Raw genomic sequence first — 23,345 nt, 5'->3', positions numbered from 1 at the left:
ATGTATTCATTATTCCAATTTCTCTACCGAAATAGGGCTTTTCTAACCTTTCTGTTTTTAGAGGTAATAAGTTTTTGGCTGGTCGTAAACGACAGAAGCTATCTGGGGGCAAAGTTTTTCAACTCGTCCAACCGGCTGGCTGCCAATGTGCTTAACATTTCATCCAACGTATCGGATTACTTCTCCCTGGGTAAGGTAAACGCCCAACTGGCCGAGGAAAACCGTCAATTGCACGAAACCCTGCTGAATCAAACCCCTAAAGGAATAGACCCAATCAGGATTGACTCTGTATCAATAGACTCAGTCAATCATGTGTATGAAATGATAGCAGCCAAGGTCATCAATAATTCCACCAGAAGGGTCAACAACTACCTGACCATCAACAAAGGCTCGGATGACGGAATACTCCCTGGTATGGGGGTGGTGGGCCCTCAGGGAATTGTAGGCAAAGTAAAATATTCCTCGAAGCATTTTTCATCGGTGATTTCGCTGTTGCATACCGAGTTTTTGATATCTACAGCTGTCAAAAGAAATCAGGTGTATGGCACTTTGCGCTGGACATCAGGAGATGCTCTTTACGCTGATCTGCAATACATCCCCCGACATGTGAGCCTCCAGGTGGGCGACACCATTGTTACTTCCGGGTTCAATACCATTTTCCCGGAAGGCTATCAGGCCGGCACTATCTCAGAATTTACGATTTCTGATGACGCCACTTTTTACACCGTTAAGGTGAAGCTCGCTACCGACTTTTACAGTCTTAGGTATGTGTATGTGGTGAAAAACCTGTTGGCAGAAGAAAAAGACTCACTAGAACAAGTAACTATTCCAGATTATGAATAGAAGCAATTACATAAGTCTGGCCGCTTCATTTATCTTTCTTGGATTGCTTCAGGTAACTGTGCTCAAAAACCTGGTTTTGGGCAACTATTCGTCTTGCTTCATCTATATCCTACCCTTACTTCTTATACCTCTCGAGGTATCTGCCATCGCTTTAATGGCTACTGGTTTTCTATACGGAATCTCAATTGACACTTTTTATGACACGCCCGGAATTCATGCGGCCAGTGCTGTGTTAATAATGTACCTCCGGCCAGGGCTCATCAGAATACTGACTCCAGGTGGAGGATATGATGCCGGAACGCAGATATCGGCCGCCGAGCTGGGTTGGGGATGGGTGCTATCCTACTTTATTCCCCTGATCTTTATCCATCATGTGGCGCTTTTCTTTATCGAAGCAGGAAATCTGGGAATGTTTTGGGTAACTTTAGGTAAAGCTACAATGAGTTCAATATTCACACTTGTGGTGAGCTTGATCATACTATATATAAGAATGCCTCAAAAAGGTAGTCGGCTATGAACGACAGCAGAAAACTATATATTCAAACTGGAATGGTGCTGGTGGGCGTTATACTGCTGGTCAGGCTTTTCATTATTCAAATAGTAGACACCAGCTACAAAAGCGCCGCCGATAGTAATATCATTCAGAAGGTAATTGAATACCCCTACAGAGGTGAAGTGTATGACCGCAATGGCAAACTGCTGGTGTACAACAGCCCCGTGTACGATATTTTGGGTGTGCCCAAGGAAATCGAAAACCTGGATACCGCAAAGTTCTGCCGCCTGTTCAACATATCTAAAGCTGATTTGATAGACCGCCTTAATGCGGCGAGAAAATACAGCCCGATCAAAGCGTCAAAAATTGTGAACCTTCTGTCGCCGGAAGAATTTGCCAAAACACAGGACTACCTCATCGACTTTCCAGGATTTTACGTGTCGGCTAGAACAGTGCGGGGCTACACCACAAAAAGTGCCGCCAACGCTCTGGGTTATACTGGTGAGATAAGCAAGAGGCAACTGGAGGCAGATCGCACTGGTTACTACAGCCAGGGAGACCACATCGGCATTAGTGGCCTTGAGCTGTCCTATGAAAGAGAGCTACGAGGCAAAAGAGGGGTGAAATACAAACTTGTCAACGTTCGTGGAGTTGACAAGGGCAGCTTCAAGAACGGGTTGTACGACACATTAAGTATCCCTGGCGAAAACATCACAACAACGTTAGACATTGAGCTTCAGCAATATGCAGAAAAGCTTCTAGCCGGAAAAGTGGGAAGCATTGTGGCCATTGAACCAGCGACTGGAGAAATCCTTGTTTTTGTGTCTGGTCCATCGTACGATCCGGCGGTACTGAGTGGCAGGGATTTTGGAATTAATTTCACAAAGCTTTCCCAAGACAGCCTGGTTCCTCTTTTTAACCGGCCCCTGATGGCCATGTACCGACCAGGTTCGGTATTTAAGATCATGCAGGCCATGATTGGCTTGCAGGAAGGAGTGATTACTCCCAATACGGTAATTGCCTGTAACCAGAGCGTGATTGGGTGCCATTATCATGGCCCATCCGAGAACTTGCTGGGCGCCATTACTATGTCCTGCAATCCTTATTTTCACCAGGTGTTGAAAAGAGTGGTGAATCAGGATGTGTCCAGGGATACTTATGAAGATACCCGAATTGGCCTTGAAAAATGGCGGGGCAGGGTAGCCAACTTTGGTTTTGGCAGCACCCTGGGAATAGATTTGCCTAATGAAAAAGGTGGCATGGTACCCAACGTGGCCTACTACGACAGGGCTTACAATAATCAACCATGGAAGTACTCTAACATTTATTCCATTGCGATAGGCGAGGGCGAGAACCTGGTCGTTCCACTGCAAATGGCAAATTTTACAGCCACTGTGGCCAATCGTGGTTACTACTACACCCCCCACCTCGTAAAAGCAATAAGCGACACAGGCAAGCCAAGGCCGGAATACGAAGTGCAGCACCACACCGGCATCAACCCCGAGTATTTTGACATTGCTGTTGAAGCCATGCACAATGTGGTAGAACATGGTACGGGCCAATACAGAGCAAAACTTGATGATATTGTAGTCTGCGGCAAAACCGGCACAGTGCAAAATGCCAATAGCCCCGATCACTCGGCCTTCATTGCTTTTGCTCCAATGGATAACCCACGAATTGCGGTATCGGTTTATGTGGAAAATGCTGGCCAGGGCGCAAGAGCGGCGGCAGCTATCTCCGGCCTTATTATCGAAAAATACCTCAAGGGAGAAAAGGCAAAATTGAGAATGGAACCCTACGTACTAAAAGGAGATTTTCTAGATGCGGACGAGAAGGCTAAGTTTAACCTCTAACCAGTTTGACTGGCTGGCAGTCTCTCTGTATTTCCTCCTTGTACTTCTGGGGTGGTTGAACATATATGCAGCCGTTTACGACGACGAACTCGGTGCCAGCATCTTTGATTTCAGCATTAACTCAGGCCGACAACTTATTTGGATCAGCACCAGCATCCTTATCATACTCGTCATTAGTATTGTTGACTTCAGGTTCTATGACTCATTCGCCTTCATTGTGCTAGGGGTCATTTTGTTGATGCTTGTCAGTGTGCTTATTTTTGGATCCGAGGTAAAAGGCTCAAAATCATGGTTCGGTATAGGGAATTTTGGCATCCAGCCGTCGGAGTTTGCAAAATTTGCGACTGCCCTGGCACTGGCAAAGTTCCTCAGTCAGCCAACCATCAAGTTTGAGAAAATTAGCACGCAGCTAATGAGCCTGGGTATTATTGCTGTGCCAGCGGCCCTGATTTTGTTGCAGGGCGACACCGGAACTGCCATGGTGTTTGCCTGCTTTATCATTGTGCTTTACCGAGAAGGGTTAAGCCCTGTCTTCTTCATGATAGGCTTTGCCTTTGTGCTCCTGTTCATTCTCACGCTGCTGGTGAACAAGCTGGTGCTCATCATCGGACTCCTAACGCTTGGCTTGCTGGCTGCAGCACTGTCAGGCAGAAATATCAAAAAAATTGGTGTCGTCATCGTGTCGACTGTTTTCATGTTTGGCTTTGTTCAGAGTGTCGACTTTATCATGAACAAAGTGCTGAAGCCCCACCAGCAAAAGCGGGTGATGCAGCTCATCGACCCCAATGCCGACCCACTTGGCGCTGGCTGGCAGGTGACTCAGTCCAAGATTGCCATCGGTTCGGGTGGCCTGTTCGGCAAGGGCTACCTGCAAGGCACACAGACCAAGTTTGACTTTGTGCCAGATCAGAGTACTGACAATATTTTTTGCACTGTTGGGGAAGAGCACGGCTGGTTTGGTGGGCTTATTCTGATCGCCGCTTTTCTAGCGCTTCTTTTGCGAATTACCCAGCTGGCTGAGCGCCAAAAATCCAAATTTGCCAGGGTATACGGCTATGGGGTAGCTTCTATTTTGTTCTTTCACTTTGCCTTTAACATTGCCATGACCATTGGCCTGTTTCCTGTGATTGGCATTCCTCTACCGTTTTTCAGCTATGGCGGCTCCTCGCTGTGGGCTTTCACCATCTTGCTGTTTATCTTTTTGAAGCTGGATGCGCACCGCATGCAGATCTTCACGAGATCCTAAAACGACTGTTAACGAAACTTTTTGAAAACGATTTTAAGGAGCTCCTTCACCTCAGGAGCATTCATGTCCCACTCCAGCTTTTTGGAATAGGTTTGGATAAGGAGTTCAACAGCATCGTCGAAACTGTCGCAGCCCTCCACTTTCTTCATTGCAGCCAGAAAAACGTCGCTGTCGCCATCAAACAACTCGTTAACAAACATATAGCGTTGATTAACGGTGATGCTTCCCGCAATGCTGTCAATTTTTTGACTTTGATGCACTTCAGCCAATGAAGGTCTCTGCTCGGCTTTTAGCTGCTCATGGAGCGGTGTTTTTTCAGAAGAGAACTGCTTATTTAACGGCGCAGCATCCGGCTCGGCGTCATCGTCACTTTCTTCATCTCCCAAAAACTCGAAAGATCCCTTATTCGTGACCTCTTCGGGATGACTTTCCTGCACCTCTTCCAGAGCATCGTAAGCGGGTTTCTCCTCTTCCTCGTCATCATCAACAAACCGTATCAGCTCATCATCATCGTCGTCAGTCACTTCCGCCGAACTGCTGTCTTCAACAATTGTAGAGCTGTCATCGTCCTCATCTTCTGAGTCTTCTCCCTCGTCCTCCTCCCCTTCAATGTTTTCATCAAAATCATCGTCGGTATCGTCATCCTCATCTTGCTCTGGAAAGTCCTCCTCCTCCACAAACGTTGAGAAATCAACCTGAGCTACTTCGCTAAACCTCTCCTCGTATTCCTGGCGGTTTTCTATGGAGAGGTCTCCGGCAGCAAAAAGCTCATCAAGCAAAGCGACGGCGGCGTCATGCGACAACTCGCCCTCCGCTTTTTCCTCAAAAAGCGCTACATAGCTTTCGAAAACTTCCTGATTGACCTTGATGTATTTTGAACTGTTTTTCAGGTACTTGTCATTGAGCTTGCCGCTTTCGTGCCCGGTCAACTCCTCTCTGAAGAAATCGTAGGGAGAAACTATCAGTAAAATTGCTTCTCGGGTAGCTTGCTGTAGCAACGGCTCAAAGTTCACCCTATTAACTTTTATCTGCTGGGAAAGCGCATTCATAAAAGATAGAAGGGCCTTTCGAACATCTTCATTTTTGTAATTGAAATAGGGGCTTTGCAGGCGCAGCGTCTCTTTTTGCCATTTGCGAAAAAGAATTTTCAGCACAAAATAATTCACCTGCTTTATAGGAGTTAGATCCACTATTTCCTTTCCCGAAATAGTGTCGGTGCCTTCAAAGAAAGAATCACAAGCTCTCTTTGTAAACAATTCAGCAAACGCTTCTATAGCCTCATGATTCAGTTTGCTCTCCCGCATATATTTTGTTTCTTTTGCAAAGCTAGTTTTATGCCCAAGATCGTTATACAAAACCTGAATAACAAACGCCTATTCAGCGAAAATAGTGGCCGAACCCTCCTTTCTATTTTACAGGAAAACTACATTGACTGGATGCACGCCTGCGGCGGCAAAGGCCGATGTACAACCTGTAAGGCCATCGTCCATGAAGGACTGGCCCAGCTTGGCGAGTTGACCGAAGCGGAAAAGAGGTATGTGGAAATGGGCAGGCTCGAAAGCAATGAGCGCCTTGCCTGCCAGTGCCTGGTGTCGAACGATATTGAAATAAGTGTGGCGGATGAAAATAAATTCCCGCATATTGACTACTCAGGATAACAAAAAATGCTAATAGAGCCACATTTGGAAGGATCGGGCAGGGAAAGCCGCAGGTCGGGCTGGATTGAAGTAATCTGCGGTTCCATGTTTTCGGGCAAAACAGAAGAGCTTATCCGGCGGCTGAACCGAGCCGTAATTGCAGGGCAAAAAGTCGAAATATTTAAGCCAGCTATCGAAAAAAGATACCATGATAAAAATGTGGTATCGCACAACGACCGAAGCATCCGGTCAACCCCTGTTCAGTTTGCTGACGATCTTGTTTTGCTGGCTGGAGAGAGCCAGGTGGTAGGCATCGACGAAGCTCAATTTTTTGACAGCGAAATCGTTAATGTGAGTATAGCGCTGGCAAATAAGGGTAAGCGGGTGATACTGGCAGGACTGGACATGGATTTTATGGGCAAGCCATTTGGCTCCATGCCGCAACTAATGGCTGTTGCTGAATTTGTGACAAAAATCCATGCAATATGCATGAACTGTGGGGACGTTGCTTCCTATTCTTATCGTACTTCGCTTGGTAAAGAAAAAATAATGCTCGGTGAAAAAGAAACGTACGAAGCGAGGTGCCGCAAATGCTTTTGGGAGGCCATGGGTAATGATAAAAAATAGAAAAAGTCCGCTCGTCTCTTTTGTACTTCTCCTGCTGGCTACCGTCGTTCAAGCGCAAAACGACATCCCGGTAGGGCAGTGGCGAACGCACTTTAATTATAACCAGGGATATGGAGTAGTCAAGTTAAAGGAACAAATCTACTGCAACGCTTTTCACAGTTTGATAGAGGTCGACCCTGGAAGTACGGCCATTAGAAAAATCACCAAAGCCAATGGTTTAAGCGATGTGGGTATCACAGCGCTGGCGGCCCATGAGTCAAGCGCCTCTCTTCTCATTGGTTATTCCAACGGCAATATCGATATCCTCAGAGAGTCTGAGACGATCAATGTCAACGACCTGCTGCGTGCCAACATTACTTCCAGTAAAGTCATTAACAGTCTCTTCGTCGGGGAACAAACCTTTTTCGCCACTACCAGCTTGGGCATGCTGGAAATTGACCTGCACTCATTTCAAATTGTGAATGACTATCGGGAGCTGGGAAGAAACGGAACGACCGTAGGCATTCTGGACGGAGGCATTAAAGGAGACAGCATTGTGCTTGCCACCACAGCCGGCATTATTTCAGGCCACCGAACCAACGCTAACCTGCTTGACTTCCGCAATTGGAAGCGATCACTTGAGGGCGTGGGCCAAATTGATTTCATTGAGGTGTCTGAGGAAATTTCTTACGCAGCAAGCAAGCAAGGGCGGCTCTGGGTGAGTGAAGGAAATGGCTGGGAGGAAATCACGTTTACTACTAAACCCGAGTTTCTCACGCTGCAAAAAGGAGAGTTGCTATACGGAAAAGGAAATCAATTATCCAAACGATCTGTAAACGGACAAACCTCCGCCTTTACCCTGGGAAACAGCTCAGTGGTGGCAGACGCCTTTGTCGACGGCGAAACCATCTGGTTTGCAGATGAAAAAAATGGTTTGGGCCAGTCTACGGCAGAGGGAATCGCCTACTATTTGTTGAATGGCCCGTTCGAAAGTACCATTGCCGATGTTTCGGCGATCGGCAGTACAGTTTTTAGTCTTGGCGGCGGCTTTGAGTACAATGGGCTCATTCCTTTTAACCGAAACGCATCTGTGTCGGCTTTCACAAAGGAGGGCTGGGGGCCCATTCAGCCGGGTAGCCTTTCTCTTTTTAAGGATGCTTCCTCAATTGCCTCGAAGGACGGCGCCGACGATTTTTATGTCCTGGCCTACGGAAAAGGAATTATTCAAAACAGCTCTGGCAAACTCATCGACCACCAAACACCAGGCAGCCTCATTCAGGCGAACAATGGCTTTGTACCAGTTACTGCCATGGCCGTAGATCAAAATAACAACCTGATTATCTGCTCCAATCAGGCCAGCAACAAGTACATGAAGATGCTTGCCGACGGAAGCTGGGAGCCTCTTAGTTTTATCCCGAATACAGCACCGCCAGCCGTTTCTCTTCAGCAAAACAGCTACGGCGATTTCTGGGGAATTTTGCCACATTCCTCAAATAGCGGCGTAATTGTTTTCAACACCGACTCGAAAGAATACCGAATCATCAACACAGGATCAGGCCTCCCCTCGTCGACAGTGTCCGACCTCGCCTTTGACAGAGACGACTATACTTGGCTGGCAACGGCTGGGGGGTTAGCCATCGTGGCCAACACCTACGAGGTGTTCGACCCAGTCGATCTTTTGATCTCCTACCCGGTGGCGGAGAATGCCTTTGTGTTGAACGAAGAACCCATTCAGGCGATAGAAGTAGATGGAGCGAACAGAAAATGGATTGGCACGGACAAGGGCTTGTTCCTTCTCGATGAGTATGGCGCAGGAACGCTGACCTCTTTTACGAGAGAAAGCAGCCCATTGGCCAGCAACAATGTGCAGCGTCTGGCAATCAACAGCAGCTCTGGTGAACTATTCGTGCTTACTTCTGGCGGCTTGCTATCCTACAGAACAACGGCGACAGCTCCAAGCAGGGTCATGCAAAAGGCAAAAATCTTCCCAAACCCAGTGAGGCCTGGCTTCAATGGCGTGGTGGCTATCGAGGGTCTTGCTTACGATACCGTAGTGAAAATCACCAACGAAGCAGGTCGCCTGGTCAGAGAAATGGTCAGCACCGGCGGAACAGCGACCTGGAACCTGGCCGACTACAACGGAGCCAGGGTTGCTTCGGGCATTTACATTGTGTTTGCTGCCACCAGAGATGGCAGTCAGTCGGTAGTTGGCAAAATTGCTGTAATCAACTAGAGCCATGCTACAGAAAACCCGGGGCATCGCTATCAACTACATCAAATACCGGGACACATCCATTATCTCCCGCATTTACACTGAGGATTTTGGTTTGCAGTCCTACATCGTCAATGGTGTAAGGTCGGCCAAATCAAAAGGAAAGATGGCGCTATACCAGCCACTCACGTTACTGGATTTGGTCATCTATCATAAAGACGGTGCGCAACTCAATCGCATTTCAGAGATAAAGTGTTTTTATCCGTATCAACATATTCCCTTTGAAATACGAAAAACGACTATCGGTATCTTTTTGGGTGAGGTACTGAGCAAGGTCGTAAGGGAAAACGAGCATGATCACGCCGGTCAGTTTGATTTCGTAGCGAAATCACTCCAAGAGTTCGATACGCTGACTGCCAATTTTGAAAGCTTTCATTTACAGTTTCTTGTCAAGTTTACGCAATACCTCGGGTTTGACCTGGTCAACTCCGAAGACCTGTACCAGCAGGTGTATCACCTGACGAAAAGTGACCTGCTCTCGAAAGAGGTGTTGGAGTTTATTGAGTTTTTGTACAACGCTCCCTACGCTCACGAAATGAAAACCACCCTGGAGATTAAAAGAGAGGCTCTGAAAAATGTCATCAGCTTCTACGATCACCACCTTGGCACCCTGGGCTCACTCAAGTCGGTGGAGGTCTTACGTCAAATCCTTCATTAAGCGTTTCCCCACGAATCTATTTGCAGCTATGATGGTTATTTCGTGGTAAGAGTTATAATTTTACACGAACCAACAAAAATTGTCAATTATGAGAAAAATTCTTTTAGGAGCTATGGTAGCATTTGGTGTATATGCATGCTCTAGTCCAAAAACGGAAAACACAGAAGAAACAGCCAGCACTCCGGAAGCAACAGAAACTGTTGCCGAAGCAGTTAAGCCCCGGGTGTTTTTCAAATCTCCTGCCGACGGAGCTACGGTAAGCAACCCAGTATTTGTGGAAATGGGTGTGGAAGGCATGCAGATTGAACCAGCAGGACAGGTTAAAGAAGGTTTTGGCCACCATCATATACTTATCAATCAGGAATCTTGGCCTAAAGGTGAAGTAATTCCTGCCAGCGACACTACTATTCACTTTGGCAAAGGCCAGACTGACACGCAGCTTGAGCTTGCTCCGGGCGACTACACTATATCGCTACAATTCGCTGACGGTGTTCACACATCATATGGCCCTGAAATGGCCACCAGCATTAAGATTACCGTGAAGTAATTTCAAAAAAATAGCTAAAAAGCCACCATACTTAGTCAACGTGACTTGGAAGTTAGTATGGTGGCTTTTTTTTTCGTTTTTCACTATCATTATACAAAATACAAGCAACTATGGCCCAGGTCCTATTTGATGCGGTTCCCTCTCTCGATTTGGCTGATTTCACTTCCGGAGACGCTGAAAAAAAGAAAAAATTTGTTGAGAAACTCGGGGAAGCATACAACAACATAGGCTTTGTTTCTATCAAAAATCACGGCTTGACAGATGAATTACAGCAAAAGCTCTACAGCATCATTAAGAAGTTTTTTGACGAACCTGATGCAATAAAACAAAAGTATGAAAGGCCGGAGCTGGCCGGTCAAAGGGGGTATATTTCCAAGGGAAAAGAGCATGCGAAAGGACGGTCGACCGGTGATTTAAAAGAATTTTATCATATCGGCCAGGAAGTAACCGACAACGACCCTATTAAAGAGGAGTATCCAGATAATATTTGGCCTGAAGAAATTCCTGAATTCGAAGGAATCGCCCTGGCGGCTTACAGAACTATAGAAAACGCAGGAAGAGCGATGCTGCGAGCGATTGCACTATACCTTGAGCTCGATGAAGACTATTTTGAATCAAGGGTGAAAAATGGAAACAGCATCCTAAGACCCATCCATTACTTTCCTATTGAGAATCCCGACGCCATTCCCGCCGATGCAGTAAGGGCCGCCGAACATGGCGACATCAACCTTATCACGCTGCTGATGGGAGCCAGTGCCGATGGCCTTCAGGTTTTGAGGCGTGACGGAAAGTGGATTCCAATTACGGCACTACCTGAGCAGTTGGTAGTAAACGTGGGTGATATGCTCGCCAGGTTAACCAACGACAAGCTCAAAAGCACTATCCACAGGGTAGTAAACCCTCCAAGAGAGCTCATGCATACCTCAAGGTATTCGATTCCGTTTTTTATGCATCCCCGGTCTGACATGGATCTCACCTGCCTGGAAAGCTGTGTTGATAGCGAACATCCTAAAAAATACGATGACATGACAGCCGGCGCATTCCTCCACCAGAGGCTGGCTGAAATAGGCCTCAAGAAATAGTATTGCCATGCGCAATATTCGCAATTTCATTTTTCTCAAAGACGTTTTCATTCTCGCCATAACCTCGTTTGGTGGAGCACAAGCACACTTTGCCATCATTCTCGACAGGATGGTGAAGCTCAGGGCTTATTTAACAGAAGAGGAGTTGATTGAGCTGCATGCGCTGTGCAACCTGCTGCCGGGCCCCACCTCCACCCAAACAATTACCGCCATAGGCTTCAAAAGAGGCGGGCCGCCTTTGGCCTATCTGACGTTGCTGGTTTGGATTTTGCCAGCTGTGACTATTATGACAGCGGCCGCCATCCTGATCAATAGCCTGCAGGTGAAAGAACTCAGCCTCCATTTTACCCGGTTCATCCAGCCCATGGCGATCGCCTTCGTTGCTTATTCTGCTGTGCTTATCTGGGGCAAGGTGGTAAAAAGCCGGACGAGCATCTTTTTAGCGATTGGGTCGGCGGTAATCTCCTATTTTATCAGCTCCCCCTATTTGTTCCCTGTACTTCTGCTTGCAGGTGGGGTGATTTCCTCCACCAAATACAAAAGGCATGAAAAAGAAGAGCGTCAAAAGATAAACATCGTATGGGCCAACTTTTTCCTTTGGGGAGGGGTGCTGATCTTTGCAGCGTTGCTCGGCGCAGCTACAAAATACCAGGCCATTACGCTGCCCATAAGGTTATTTGAGAACTTTTATCGGAACGGAAGCCTCATCTTTGGCGGCGGCCAGGTGCTTGTCCCTTTTCTTTACACAGAATTTGTTGAGTTTAAGAGATACCTAAGTTCCGAGGAGTTTCTTTCCGGCTACGCCCTGGTGCAAGCCATTCCAGGCCCTACCTTTTCCTTCAGTGCCTTTATTGGTGCGCTAACGATGCGGGAATGGGGGACAAGCGGTGAAATAATGGGTGCGGTTATTGCCTCCATCGGTGTGTTTCTCCCAGGCACGTTCCTGATCTTCTTCGTATCCAGGTTTTGGGATCAGCTTAAAAAGTACCGGCCTGTGAAAGCTTCGCTAGAGGGGATCAACGCCGCCAGTGCGGGGATGGTAGTGGCTGCGGCTTTTTTACTCTACCAGCCTCTTGAGCAAAACCTCCTCAACATTCTGGTGATCATCATTACCTTTCTGGTACTTCAGTTCACCAAAATGCCCAGACCGATTATAATTCTTATTGGCTTTGCACTGGGTTTTGTATTCAAAGGCCAATAAAAAAACCCTGAGTGCGTGTACCCAGGGTCTTCATGCCAAATAGCCTTCTATATTGCGTTACTCGTGAAAGGTGAGCAAAGGCACCTTGACACCCATGGCCACTTTTTTTGTAACACTGCTTTTAAAAATCTTTTCAAAAAGAGAATGCTTTCTAGGCATCATGGCAATCATGTCAGCTGAGTTTTTTTCGGCAAATTCAAAAAGCCCGGCTCTTACATCATCATTCTTTGTAGTCTCGAAAGAGTGCTTAATGTTCTTAAGAAATTTGTCGACTTTGAAGCTCTCCACCAGGCGGCTAAATGGAAATTTGTCATCCTCAGTAACATTGACGATTGTGATTTCAGCTTCGAAAAGCTCGGCAATATCCTTCAGCGGACTTAGCCGTCCTATTGACTCTATCTTATTGAAGTCAGCAGCAAATACTATCTTCTTCGGGTTGAATTTTTTTATAGCTTCGGGAACTACCAGCACCGGCACGTCGGCAATTCTAATCACTTCACTGCTTACCCCGCCGAGCAGCTTCTCAAGTGTATCATGACTTCCTTTTGTGCCCATCACAATCATATCTATTTTCTTGGTTTCCATCGCCGTATAAATAGCGTCAATGGTGAAAGATACATAGGCTCTATGATCGTGCTTAACATCCTTCAACCCTGGAATTTCTTCATCCAAAGCGTCGAATTTCTTGTCAATTTCCTCCTCGTACTCTTCCAGCATTGGTTCAATCATGGCCTGGCCACCAATGTCCATATGCGGCGTTGGCACATGAATGGCGTTAATAAGGTGGATTTTAGCACCCAGCTTCTTGCTAAGGTCTACCGCAATTCTAACAGCGTTCTTTGAACACGGGGAGAAGTCTGTCGGTACAAGTATGTTTTTGATGTTCATGTCTTTGTCGGATTACAAGGTTGCTAATTAAAAGTAAACTTAATGCTTCTCCATTCCGCCTGACATGACCTCAATATTCAGAAAACCTGATTTTAGTCAGAATTGAACTATATGCTACTTAATCAGCTGTTTCCTGCGGTAGAAGTAGATGTGTTGCGGGCCGTTAAAGTTTTTTCCCTCACTGAGCGTAACATAGCCCTGGCCGTTTGCTGTAAACGCCACGGCCTCCCCTTGCGGTTCCGGTTGGTAAGGAAGCCGGTGCGGATTCGTCTTGATCGCTTCCAGCCAGGGAACGCCTGGTTCTTTCTTCCAGTAAAATATTGACTCGTAATTTTTAAGTAAAAGCTCCTGCCCATCAGGCGATATGTCTCCTGAGACTATCATCCAGAACGGGATGCCACCCACCTTGTGCAGTACATAGGGTTCTGGCGTCTGCTCCGCAAAAGGCCAGTGAAAGACAATAACATTGTCCCCTCTTTTAGATATAATGATGATGTCACGGTTGGTGGGGTCGACCAGCAAGGTTTCAGCATCCCGTGGGCCATCAGGGTATTGAAATTGATACGTTGAAAAGTCGCTGATGCTGAGAGATTGAATCTCTCCCGCCAGATTCAAATCTGGTTCGGGAAACGAATAGATGGAGTAATTGCCATAAACAGCTCTATTGTCCCCTATTTCACCTACGTAAAGCAAATAGGCCCCGTTCTGCCCTGGACCAATGGCGATATCCTCCCAGTCACGGTTAATCACTCCCTCCAATCTAATTTCAGCTTTGAGCTGAGCAAGGCTGTCGATCAGGTAAACGGAAGGACTGCCGCCACTATCGTTGTGCACCCAATAAAAGCCGGGGTATTTCTGACTGGCCACTATCCCTGAAATTTCATCGAGGCTATTTTCTTTTAAGATTCCCATCGAAGTAGCCGCCTCGAAGGGTGCTCTCGCTTTTTCCTCAGCATAATCATTCTTGTCGCTTTTGCCATGGCAGGCTACCAAAACAATAAAGCAAAGGGTGTAAAAAGCAATTCTAATTGACATCAAAAGCCTTGTTTTGAGGGGCGGGGTAGAAACTATGTATTCAGGAAGGCCGGGTTGTTACCGGCTGCATTGGTGGGAAGTACAGGACTCGAACCTGCGACCCCCGCCCTGTCAAGGCGGTGCTCTAAACCAACTGAGCTAACTTCCCAAAATGAACCATCGAAGCAGCAACGTGCGACTTGCTAGCCAGCAAAGTTTGAGAAACAATTCGAAATAAACAAAGGCTTAAATGGGGAGGTAAGCTTAGCAAGTGCTAAAAAAGTCGGTGGCTGCTTTGATGATGGGCTTCTCGAAAATGGCAGCAATGCCCACCGCCACACCTACCATTACGGCCGCAATAGTCAGTGCATTGCGAGTTCCTGCGGGTAGTTCTTTGGGGTTGGTAAGATACTTCATGATCCTTTTGCTCAACATCTTCTTTCCCAGGTATGGTTAAAAAATGGGAAGGGTTTAGGGCTGAAACATAAATCAGCCCCACCACCCTTATATCACTATTCTACTACTTCTCCTTTAATGGTCAGCACAATAGGAGCTTCGGAGCCACTGTGATAAACGCTCACAGTCTTGCTAAAAGCCCCTGTCTTTGCAGCATTATAAGTAGCTTTCACAAACCCTTCACTACCCTCGCCAATACTACCTTTCGTGTAGTCCGTTACAGTGCAGCCACAAGATGCTGTCACCTTGGTGATGGTAATTGACTCGCTGGATGGGTTCGTAAAATCAAAGTTGTGGCTTGCGGGCGCACCCTTTGCAATCTTGCCAAAGTCGTAAGTCATTGCCTTGAATGACAATGACTCGGCGGCAGGACGAAAGCTTGAAAGAGCAATAAAGGCGACGAAGAGCCCTGCTAGTGCAACAATGTTCTTTTTCATAATTAATGTGTTTTAGTGAAAAAATAAATAACGATTCAAATGTCCGTACTGAAACTTTAAAAGGCTGTTAATGAAAGCATAACAAGTGTTAATGAAATGTTAATGGCACACTGTTCATCAATGGATTGTTTAATTTTGAATCATGAGGACTCGTTCAATCAGGCTTATCACCTCACTCGGAGCGCTCTCAGTAGCCGGGGTTCTGCTGATTCAATTTCTTTGGATCAGGCAGGCCTACATTGCTGAGTCCAGAACTTTCGACCATAATCTTCATCTCGCACTGCGCAATGTTGTGGAGTCGCTGTGCCAAACTGATGGCTTGGATGTGCCAGCCTACAATCCCATTGAGCAGATATCGGCTAATTATTATATCGTACGAACTTCACAGGTATTACAGCCCCAAACCCTGGAATACTTCCTGACAGCCGAATTGAACAAGCGGAATATTTTCACCGATTTTGAGTATGGTATATACGATTGCCAGTCGCAACTCATGGTTTATGGAAATCAGGTTTCAGAAAACAAAGGGAAATTGGTCAAGGCGAGCTTCCCGTCGCTAAAAGAAGACCAGTATTATTTTGGGGTGCTGTTCCCCTCAAGGCAAGGATACCTCCTGGGCAGAATGGACTTTCTGGTGTACTCTTCGGGAGGACTACTGCTTGTGATAGGGTTCTTCGCCTACGCCATGGTGGTGATGGCAAGGCAAAAAAGACTCTCGGAAATTCAGCGGGACTTTATCAACAACATGACGCATGAGTTCAAGACTCCCTTGTCGACCATTAAGCTGTCGGCAGAAGTGATCCGGTCGGCCAATGAAAAGGACTCGAAAGAACGGCTTCACAAATACGCTACTTTGATCGAAAAAGAGGCCGACAGATTGCAAAGCCATGTGGAAGAGGTGTTGCAGATAGCGCTGGTAGAAAAAAACAAACTACAATTACACATGCAGCTACAGTCAGTGGCTGACCTGCTAGAGGAATTTGACCAGACTGCCCTGGAAAAAGTGCAGGTTGCTGGCGGGAAATGGCAACTGGAATGCCATTGCAAGGGCAGCAAAATAAAAACTGACACCCTCCACTTTCAAAATGTGCTGGGCAATTTGCTCGACAACTCCATCAAATATTCGGAGGGTGCCCCCGTCATCAGCCTGGATGTTACCGACACTGGCCACGAGGTGCTCCTTACATTTAAGGACGAGGGTAGAGGCATCCCTGCTCAGTCGCTGAAACACGTTTTCAAGAAATTTTACCGGGTGCCGTCCGGAGATGTGCAGGATGTTTCAGGTTTTGGACTGGGCTTGTTTTATGTAAAGCAAATCGTCAAAGCCCATAACGGTGACATTACAGTAAGTTCAACACCCGGAAGGGGAACAACTTTTCGAATCAAAATCCCAGTAGTTCATGAAAAATAGGCCAAAACTGCTACTGGTGGAGGATGACCCAAGTCTGGGCTTTGTACTAAAGGATAACCTGGAGCAAGGTGGCTACGAGGTGGTTCATGCCACAAACGGACTGGATGCTCAGCAATTTTTTAAAACCAACACCTTCGACCTGTGCCTTCTGGACATTATGCTGCCAAAAGTAGACGGGTTTACATTGGCTAAGAGCATCCGGGCGACCAATTCATCCGTTCCAATCCTTTTCATCACAGCCCGCTCGCTTCAGGAAGACAAGCTGAAGGGTTTTTCAATTGGAGCAGATGACTACATCACAAAGCCATTTAGTATGGAGGAGCTGCTTTTTCGTGTGGCAGTTTTTGTAAAAAGAACCACGCCTACTGAAGAAAAGCCAACTTCTCAGCAGCTGGCCATTGGCGAGTATACACTAAACACCGACACGCTCCGCTTGCATTTCAAAGATGGCGAAACCAAGCTGACACGAAGAGAAAACGACTTGCTTTTCATGCTGGTGTGTCGCAAAAATCAGCTTGTGAAAAGAGATGATATTCTTTTGCAGCTCTGGGGCGACGACGACTACTTTGCCGGAAGAAGCCTTGACGTGTTTGTGTCTCGTCTCAGAAAGTATCTCCGGCACGATCCGAATGTTCAAATTGAAAACCACCATAGCGTCGGCTTTCAGCTTAGAGTAAAATAAAAGCGCAGTCACTACTTTTTCACTGTTGACAGGATCAATTTCGAGGCATTCTTACCACCCACATGGACTTTATTGACAGCCGGAATCAGGTTTGCTTCCGTGGCAATGTTCGTTCCTGTGTTCGGGTTCGGGTCGTAGTGCGGAAAGCTGCTACTGGTAATGTACAGCCGGATGCGATGCCCCGCTTTAAAAAAATTAGCCGTAGCCATATTATTGATAGATATCGGATAAACCTTCTCCGGCTCCATCAACACCTGCTTCTCAAGTCCTTCCCGGTAGCGCATCCTTAAATAGCCAGCATCCAGTCCGCTCAGGTTAATTGACTTGCCGTCGGGATAGACATCGCAAAGCACTATATGAAAATCTGTGTCCTTCGCTGAGGAGCTTACTTCCAAAGCGGCCTCTACCAGACCAATTACTTCAATGTCCTCCGCCAAAACTTCGGAAGTAAAGACCAACACATCCTCCCGGGCTTCGATTTCTCTTTGGTCGAAGGGATAGCTTTTTTCGAAACTTTTATCATACACGGGATTATTTGGATCAAAGGTGTAAGACATGGTTTTCGCCTTTTTTGACGGCTGCATTACAAGTTCCCCACTTTTGTTGTCGGCACCGGCGACCAAATAAAACGTGGTGCTTTCGATATTGGGTACAGGCCAGTCGCTAAACGTTTTCCATTCATTAGCGCCCATCACAAAAACATTGACAGGGTCGGGCATGGGTGCCTCCTCTTCTTTTAAATGAACGGTGAACCAGTCAATCAAAACCCTGTCGAAGTCGAAACCCGCCGACGGCCCAAAGCTGACTTCTCCAAAATTTGTCTTCCTCACGGTTATCGATGTGTGATTCCATGGGCCAAGAATAAGTGTGGTGTTTTCTCTCGCCAGGGGGGTGGCGGCCTTTGTTTTCATTTCCTGAAAAGCCTGAATAGCACCCAGGGGCCCATAGGCAGCATCGTACCAGCCACTGAGTAGCAAGGCAGGTGCCTGCATTTTCTCAAAGTCTTTTTCTACCGAGGCAAAGTCCCACCAGTCTGATTTGTCAGGGTGAGTCAACCAATCGTAGTAATAAGGCGCATATTTTTTCAGCAGCGGCATGTCGGACAACGGCCTGTGCTTGTACCAACTTTCTCTTTCTTTCACCCAGTCGTCATAAGCCTCGCCATCAAGCCAGGGGCCCGAGGTGTCATTGGCTTTTTTACGAAGGTCAGGGACAATGAAAGGCACAAACCAATCCAACCAAAGAAAGGAAAAAGCACCACCGAAATAGTAAAAGTAGTGGCTATTGATCGGTGTCATGTCGGGCGCCGCCGCTTTGAGTGCTTCCGGCGCTTCGGACAGGGCCAGCCACTGAACAATGCCCGGGTAGGAGCCCCCATAGGTGCCGACTCTCCCATTTACATATGGCTGCCTACCCACCCATTCTATTAAGTCGTAGCCGTCGGGCCGCTCCTGATGATACGCTTTGAATTCTCCCTCGCTCCCGAAGCGACCTCTGACATCCACCAGAAAAACGGCAAACCCTTCTTTTGCTGCAGCAAGGGGAAACATGGCGTAACCATCATACTCATCTTTGCCATAGGGCGTCCTGTACACAATAGCGGGAAACCTACCTTTTCCTGCTGGCTTATACAGAATAGCCTCCAGCTTGACGCCGTCCCTCATGGGAATTTTGACCACTTCCCGTTGAATGTTCCAAGCTTGCGGTTGAGCTGCCAGAGTGGAAAAAAGAGAACATAGAAAAATGGATGCTAGGAGTGCTCTCATTTTTGAAGATTTATCAATAGCTCATCGTCGAGGCGTATTCCAAATTCTAAGGTTTCAATAGCAATGTTTGCTTCATCTGTTTTTACAAAGGCTCTAAATTAAATCTAATAGTAAGACGCCGCAACTTCTTACAATATCAACCTCAGCCGTCCATTGGTGGTATAAATAGGACTAGCCAGCCAACTCATGGTCTTTAATTTCACGAAACTCACCCGTCCGTTGAAGAATCGATTCATATGCCTTAAAGCATAAATCTATCACATTTTTATGGAGTGATTCTTTGAATATATTTTTTATCGTTGGAATGGACTTCTCCGTACCAAAAGAGGTAAGACACTGAATTGCCCTATTAAGACAAAAGTTGTTCAAGATGTCTAATTCCAATAAAAAATCTATTCTCTCTAGGAGCCAATCTTCGTCGTCTTCATCACCCAAAATAACTAAGGCTCTGAGCGGCCGCTCTAACTCATATGATCTATCCTCTTTAGATTGGATATAGCTATCAACAATTTGCTTTAATTCCTGCTTGAGTTCTGGAGCTTTAATTATCTCGGCAGCTTCAATAAACTTTGAGATTGCATACCTCGAATCATCATTGTCATCCAAGCAATGGGTCGAATAGAAACATAGTGCCAGCTTTGTAGAATAGCTTGAATCAAATGAGGTTGAGGCATCTAAAACCCAATAGTTTAAGTATTTTTCATGAAAACAGAATTTGCTACCATCATGAAACCAAGAAAGAATCGATTTACCTTTTTCCGGCTTTCCAATAAAGTTGAGAGTTTTCGCAAGATCGAGGGCCAAGTAATACTCTTTCTTAAATATCTGCTTATTCTCCATCCATTGCGATATTCCGTCTAACACCTTTTCTGATTCATTAAGCTTATATTTTCTTATTCCACTTAGAATGACGTGAATTCCCGGTATCCCAACAGAGGGTGGCAATGAATTTTGACGAATCATTTGGATGATCTCGCCGTTTTCAACTAATACCTCGAGAGCTCTCGACTGCTTTTGTGGGTCTCTACTATTTAGATGTTCTTTTAGGGTGTCTTTAATTGCTTCATATGTATAATACTTTAGCCCTTCGATTCCTAAAAGAGAGATTTCCTTGTTCGGGTTAATAATTAAGCTCGTAAACACTTCCAACTGTACAATGGAACCCATATTCAATAGTGCTTCAGCACACGTCTGCTTCAAACTATTATTATAACTTTTGTCATCAACCATCTGAACAAGGTACCTGACAGCCGACTTTGACTTAAAGGAGGAAAGAACTTTAAGGATACTTCTTTCTTTCGAAACATCGTGATGCTGACTAAGCAGGCCAACTAAAACAGGTAGTAGTTCTTCGCTGTTAAGTTCAATTAGGAAGTCGGCTACAGAATCGATCGGTTCGCTCCTACTGTGCTCCTTCGCTAGGTATTGCCGTTTAAATAATTCAACTATTTCACCTATGACTTTCTTAGAAAGTTTCCCTTCGTAATATAGCTTCTTGAAAATATTGCAGCACTCTTCAGAGACCCACCAGTCTCCATATTTCTCCCAGTTTTTTACTATCAAAAGATATTCTGTCTCATCGAAATGACTTAGAGCTCTTACCACACTTACTTGTGTGCTAGGTTCAAGAAAATGTTCTCTTTTGTTCCATTCTAGGTTTTCATATGCGAACTTTTTTGAAAAGCTCACTCCACGAGCAGACAACATTTCTAATGCGGCCATTTTCACGTTGTCCCAATGTCCATTAGCCATACATATTTGGAAGAATTCCGAGATTTTGTCGGACTGAATTCTTTTGAGATAGAAGAGAGCCCGTTCTCTCGTACTTCTGACGACAGAATCACATTTTTCTATCAGCAACTCAATGATTTGATTTTTTGTTTTTTCCTTACAATTCGGATTGGTGATTAAGCAGTAGCTGGCTAGCCATATATTTTCTTTCAAGGACTCTATTATATTAGAGGAGTCTTTAAAATGAATGGATGACCCTATTATTGTGGACTCCCAGAAAGCTAAATTTTTTATTTGGTTCAGAAAGGCAAAATCACTGTGTAACCTCTCTGCCAAAAAAATTGATGAAAAATAATTTAGAAAGACTCGATGCCAAAAGAATATTTGGACATCATTCTTTAAAATATAGCCCGTTTCAAACAATAACTCGAACATAGAATCCGTCGTTGTACCTAGAGGGATCAAGCGCTTTTGTTCAAACTCATATATCCCGTCCAATAGGATTGGAGTAGCTTCGCCAATTGAGAGGTTAAAATCATTCTTCTGAACAATGTGAAACGCTAGCCTCGACAATAGTGTAGTAGTCACTATCCACCTACTATCTGAGGTTAATAGATACTCATATTTTGATTCATCCCACTCCCGTAAGCGCTCAACAATGAGGTCGGCAATTTGAGCTGATGTCCCAGGTAAAGTCTCATTCTCTTTAAATACCGAAATCATAAGGAGTAGAAGAAGAGTATTTTGAGACTCCTCGGAGAGGCTATTACTGTCTACTGCATCTCTAAACCTGTAATACCCGTCCCCAAAATACTTGCGAGAGATGTACTCAATCTTTTTCTTGTCCAACAAAGCCATTTGAAATGTGCTTGAATTGGGAAAGCGTGGTATTCTATTTGGCCTTGTAGATAAAATGCATTGTGTTGTTTTTGATAGTTGAGTGAGTTCAGAACTAAAATCACGAACTGCTTCTTCAGGAATTTCATCGTAAGCATCTAAAAGAAGCAGAAATTTGTTTTTAGAGAGAACCTTTGACAGAGAAGAGAACTCAAATCCATTATATCGTAATTCATCTTCAATTAGGCTGGATAGCGTTTTATTTCTTGATACGCTCCTTAGTGCTATGTAAATGGGGATTACTATCTCAATATATTGGAGGCAATGGCTAGCCAAATCTTGCGCTAAAAACCTAAGCAAAGAGCTCTTCCCAAGGCCGGTGTTACCTACTAAAACCTTAATATTTGTATTAGGATCGGCTTCAATTTGCGATAGCTTAATCTCATTTCTTTTATCTGTTTCATTATCAACATTTGTGATTGTATAGAACGAATGGAGGAATCGTGGGTTCAGCTTTCGAATATCGAGGTTGTCCAAACCTCTGAAATTACTATTCGGAAGCGGCCAATTTGAGAACTTAATCTTAATTGCCTCCAGGTACTTAAGAAAATCTATAAGAACCAGCTTTTTTTGATTTAAAGCAGCGTCAGTAATTTGCCCAACGATCCCTATTGCCGAATCATGATCAAACTCTTTTAATATTTGAATGGGTGAAAGAGATTGTTGCCTTTCTCTACTTAAAAGCGATGAAAGGTGATGAAGCTTAATTTGCAGTTCTTCGACGTCTCTAGCGTGAAATATCAGTTCATTGGCATCGAAAACTTTCAGCTCAGTTCCATTTGTTATAAGTAGAAAGTTTTGGCTTACACTATTAGAATAAGATTTGAGTTGCCCAATATGTCTTTCTAAATCTTCGTCGGGGCTTTTACTGTCGATAATAAATTTGGCACAATTCGCATCCCCGTTTAGGCAAACGACAAAATCTGGTCGATGGGTTAGTTCCTTTGTTCCTTTTCGCTTGAAGGACACACCTGAATACAAATCTTTAGCAGGAAAATGTTTCTCTGGAAGGATTTCATGGGGCATGTACCCTAAATAGTCTTGGAGAAGAGGAATAATAAAGTTTTTGCTTACCTCGGCCTCATTTGCATATTTTATTCGATGAAATTTGTCATAAAACTGCCCCATCTACTCATACTTATTAAAATAACAAATTTTGAACTTTACGTCTTCCTTATAGGGATGATTGCCACAAAGCGTTACGACTTTCGCATTACATTGACAAGAGCGCTATAATATCTGCAAACAAATGCAATATTCATATTTACTCATGTACAAAAACAGCGACTCTTTCGAATTGCTGCTTCTTTCAATAAGACTTGTGCTAGTTGCCGAGGCATCGACGATTTTGGCATGAAGCGTCTCAGCTACAAACTAGCTTAGACGTCCCTCAAATTTAGTATCCTTTTCGCCGTAACGAAACATAATATTGCAATTCGTTTGATCAACGTCCTTTCCCATGGAAATTGACATTCCCTGCATGGCACGGTCATCCAGTTTTTGAAGCATCAGTTCAGTATGGAATGGCATCGCCAGAAGGATTGCATTAGGCGCATAGCTATTGCAAGTATACTCCTACTTTCATTTCTAAGAACCTCTCTGCCAATTAGCGACGAAGAAATATG

20 protein-coding genes and 1 tRNA gene are annotated in these 23,345 nt (G+C 45.3%); 13 read left to right on the top strand and 8 right to left on the bottom strand.

Annotation, left to right across the window (positions count from 1 at the left end; genetic code table 11):
* From mreC to rodA, 4 genes are read left to right on the top strand one after another with little or no spacing between them, the layout of a single operon-like run.
* Positions 1-843, top strand: a complete 843-nt coding sequence (gene mreC, locus ACMVP2_RS11105) for a rod shape-determining protein MreC (RefSeq protein WP_339784367.1) — start codon at positions 1-3, stop codon at positions 841-843.
* Complete coding sequence (locus tag ACMVP2_RS11100; protein WP_339784365.1) at positions 836-1,360, top strand: rod shape-determining protein MreD; 525 nt, start codon at positions 836-838, stop codon at positions 1,358-1,360. Before mreC ends, ACMVP2_RS11100 begins: the two co-directional genes overlap by 8 nt.
* A complete protein-coding gene (locus tag ACMVP2_RS11095; RefSeq protein WP_339784363.1) occupies positions 1,357-3,189 on the top strand; it encodes a penicillin-binding transpeptidase domain-containing protein in 1,833 nt (610 codons plus the stop codon). The genes ACMVP2_RS11100 and ACMVP2_RS11095 overlap by 4 nt, the downstream gene beginning before the upstream one ends.
* Positions 3,158-4,435, top strand: a complete 1,278-nt coding sequence (gene rodA, locus ACMVP2_RS11090; RefSeq protein WP_416867754.1) for a rod shape-determining protein RodA — start codon at positions 3,158-3,160, stop codon at positions 4,433-4,435. Before ACMVP2_RS11095 ends, rodA begins: the two co-directional genes overlap by 32 nt.
* A gap of 8 nt (positions 4,436-4,443) precedes the next feature.
* Here rodA and ACMVP2_RS11085 read toward each other — a convergent pair whose 3' ends face one another.
* Positions 4,444-5,739 (bottom strand): hypothetical protein, encoded by a 1,296-nt coding sequence (locus ACMVP2_RS11085; RefSeq protein WP_416867753.1) that lies wholly within the window; start codon positions 5,737-5,739, stop codon positions 4,444-4,446.
* A gap of 30 nt (positions 5,740-5,769) precedes the next feature.
* On the opposite strand from ACMVP2_RS11085, the gene ACMVP2_RS11080 reads away from it, so the two are divergent.
* The 7 genes from ACMVP2_RS11080 (at position 5,770) to chrA (ending at position 12,438) form a co-directional block, all read left to right on the top strand.
* On the top strand, positions 5,770-6,093 hold the full coding sequence (locus ACMVP2_RS11080) for a 2Fe-2S iron-sulfur cluster-binding protein (protein WP_339784357.1): 324 nt from the start codon (positions 5,770-5,772) through the stop codon (positions 6,091-6,093).
* A 6-nt stretch (positions 6,094-6,099) separates the two neighbouring features.
* On the top strand, positions 6,100-6,699 hold the full coding sequence (locus ACMVP2_RS11075) for a thymidine kinase (RefSeq protein ID WP_416867752.1): 600 nt from the start codon (positions 6,100-6,102) through the stop codon (positions 6,697-6,699).
* The gene (locus ACMVP2_RS11070) at positions 6,686-8,911 is read left to right on the top strand and encodes a hypothetical protein (protein ID WP_416867751.1); all 2,226 of its coding nucleotides are present in this window, start codon (positions 6,686-6,688) and stop codon (positions 8,909-8,911) included. The genes ACMVP2_RS11075 and ACMVP2_RS11070 overlap by 14 nt, the downstream gene beginning before the upstream one ends.
* Before the next feature lie 4 nt (positions 8,912-8,915).
* Positions 8,916-9,608, top strand: coding sequence for a DNA repair protein RecO (recO, locus tag ACMVP2_RS11065; RefSeq protein WP_416867750.1), 693 nt, complete (start codon positions 8,916-8,918; stop codon positions 9,606-9,608).
* Positions 9,609-9,696: 88 nt separating this feature from the next.
* Positions 9,697-10,155, top strand: a complete 459-nt coding sequence (locus ACMVP2_RS11060; RefSeq protein WP_416867749.1) for a DUF4399 domain-containing protein — start codon at positions 9,697-9,699, stop codon at positions 10,153-10,155.
* Between the two features lie 110 nt (positions 10,156-10,265).
* Positions 10,266-11,237, top strand: coding sequence for an isopenicillin N synthase family dioxygenase (locus tag ACMVP2_RS11055; protein WP_416867748.1), 972 nt, complete (start codon positions 10,266-10,268; stop codon positions 11,235-11,237).
* Positions 11,238-11,244: 7 nt separating this feature from the next.
* The gene (gene chrA / locus ACMVP2_RS11050; RefSeq protein ID WP_416867747.1) at positions 11,245-12,438 is read left to right on the top strand and encodes a chromate efflux transporter; all 1,194 of its coding nucleotides are present in this window, start codon (positions 11,245-11,247) and stop codon (positions 12,436-12,438) included.
* Between the two features lie 57 nt (positions 12,439-12,495).
* On the opposite strand, the gene ACMVP2_RS11045 is transcribed toward chrA, so the two are convergent.
* From ACMVP2_RS11045 to ACMVP2_RS11025, 5 genes are all read right to left on the bottom strand, one after another.
* Positions 12,496-13,326 (bottom strand): universal stress protein, encoded by an 831-nt coding sequence (locus ACMVP2_RS11045; protein WP_416867746.1) that lies wholly within the window; start codon positions 13,324-13,326, stop codon positions 12,496-12,498.
* 114 nt (positions 13,327-13,440) lie between these two features.
* Complete coding sequence (locus ACMVP2_RS11040; RefSeq protein ID WP_416867745.1) at positions 13,441-14,361, bottom strand: hypothetical protein; 921 nt, start codon at positions 14,359-14,361, stop codon at positions 13,441-13,443.
* 70 nt (positions 14,362-14,431) lie between these two features.
* Positions 14,432-14,509: transfer RNA gene (locus ACMVP2_RS11035), tRNA-Val, on the bottom strand.
* 95 nt (positions 14,510-14,604) lie between these two features.
* Positions 14,605-14,757 (bottom strand): hypothetical protein, encoded by a 153-nt coding sequence (locus ACMVP2_RS11030; RefSeq protein ID WP_416867744.1) that lies wholly within the window; start codon positions 14,755-14,757, stop codon positions 14,605-14,607.
* Between the two features lie 95 nt (positions 14,758-14,852).
* Positions 14,853-15,233, bottom strand: coding sequence for a DUF1573 domain-containing protein (locus ACMVP2_RS11025; protein ID WP_152001391.1), 381 nt, complete (start codon positions 15,231-15,233; stop codon positions 14,853-14,855).
* A gap of 142 nt (positions 15,234-15,375) precedes the next feature.
* Here ACMVP2_RS11025 and ACMVP2_RS11020 point away from each other — a divergent pair, with 142 nt between their 5' ends.
* Positions 15,376-16,644, top strand: a complete 1,269-nt coding sequence (locus ACMVP2_RS11020) for a sensor histidine kinase (protein ID WP_416867743.1) — start codon at positions 15,376-15,378, stop codon at positions 16,642-16,644.
* Positions 16,634-17,326, top strand: coding sequence for a response regulator transcription factor (locus ACMVP2_RS11015; RefSeq protein ID WP_317488960.1), 693 nt, complete (start codon positions 16,634-16,636; stop codon positions 17,324-17,326). The genes ACMVP2_RS11020 and ACMVP2_RS11015 overlap by 11 nt, the downstream gene beginning before the upstream one ends.
* Before the next feature lie 11 nt (positions 17,327-17,337).
* Here the strand turns inward: ACMVP2_RS11015 and ACMVP2_RS11010 are convergent, their stop codons facing one another.
* On the bottom strand, positions 17,338-19,092 hold the full coding sequence (locus tag ACMVP2_RS11010) for a CocE/NonD family hydrolase (protein WP_416867742.1): 1,755 nt from the start codon (positions 19,090-19,092) through the stop codon (positions 17,338-17,340).
* A gap of 171 nt (positions 19,093-19,263) precedes the next feature.
* Positions 19,264-22,848 carry an NACHT domain-containing protein gene (locus tag ACMVP2_RS11005; protein WP_416867741.1) on the bottom strand — a complete coding sequence of 1,195 codons (3,585 nt, stop codon included), beginning with the start codon at positions 22,846-22,848 and terminating at the stop codon, positions 19,264-19,266.
* Positions 22,849-23,345: the final 497 nt, after the last annotated feature.

Origin of the sequence: Imperialibacter sp., assembly GCF_048007035.1 — a bacterium.
Classification (GTDB): Bacteria; Bacteroidota; Bacteroidia; order Cytophagales; family Cyclobacteriaceae; genus Imperialibacter.
The sequence above is the reverse complement of the archived record's forward strand: the minus strand, read 5'-3'. Positions and strand labels throughout refer to the sequence as shown.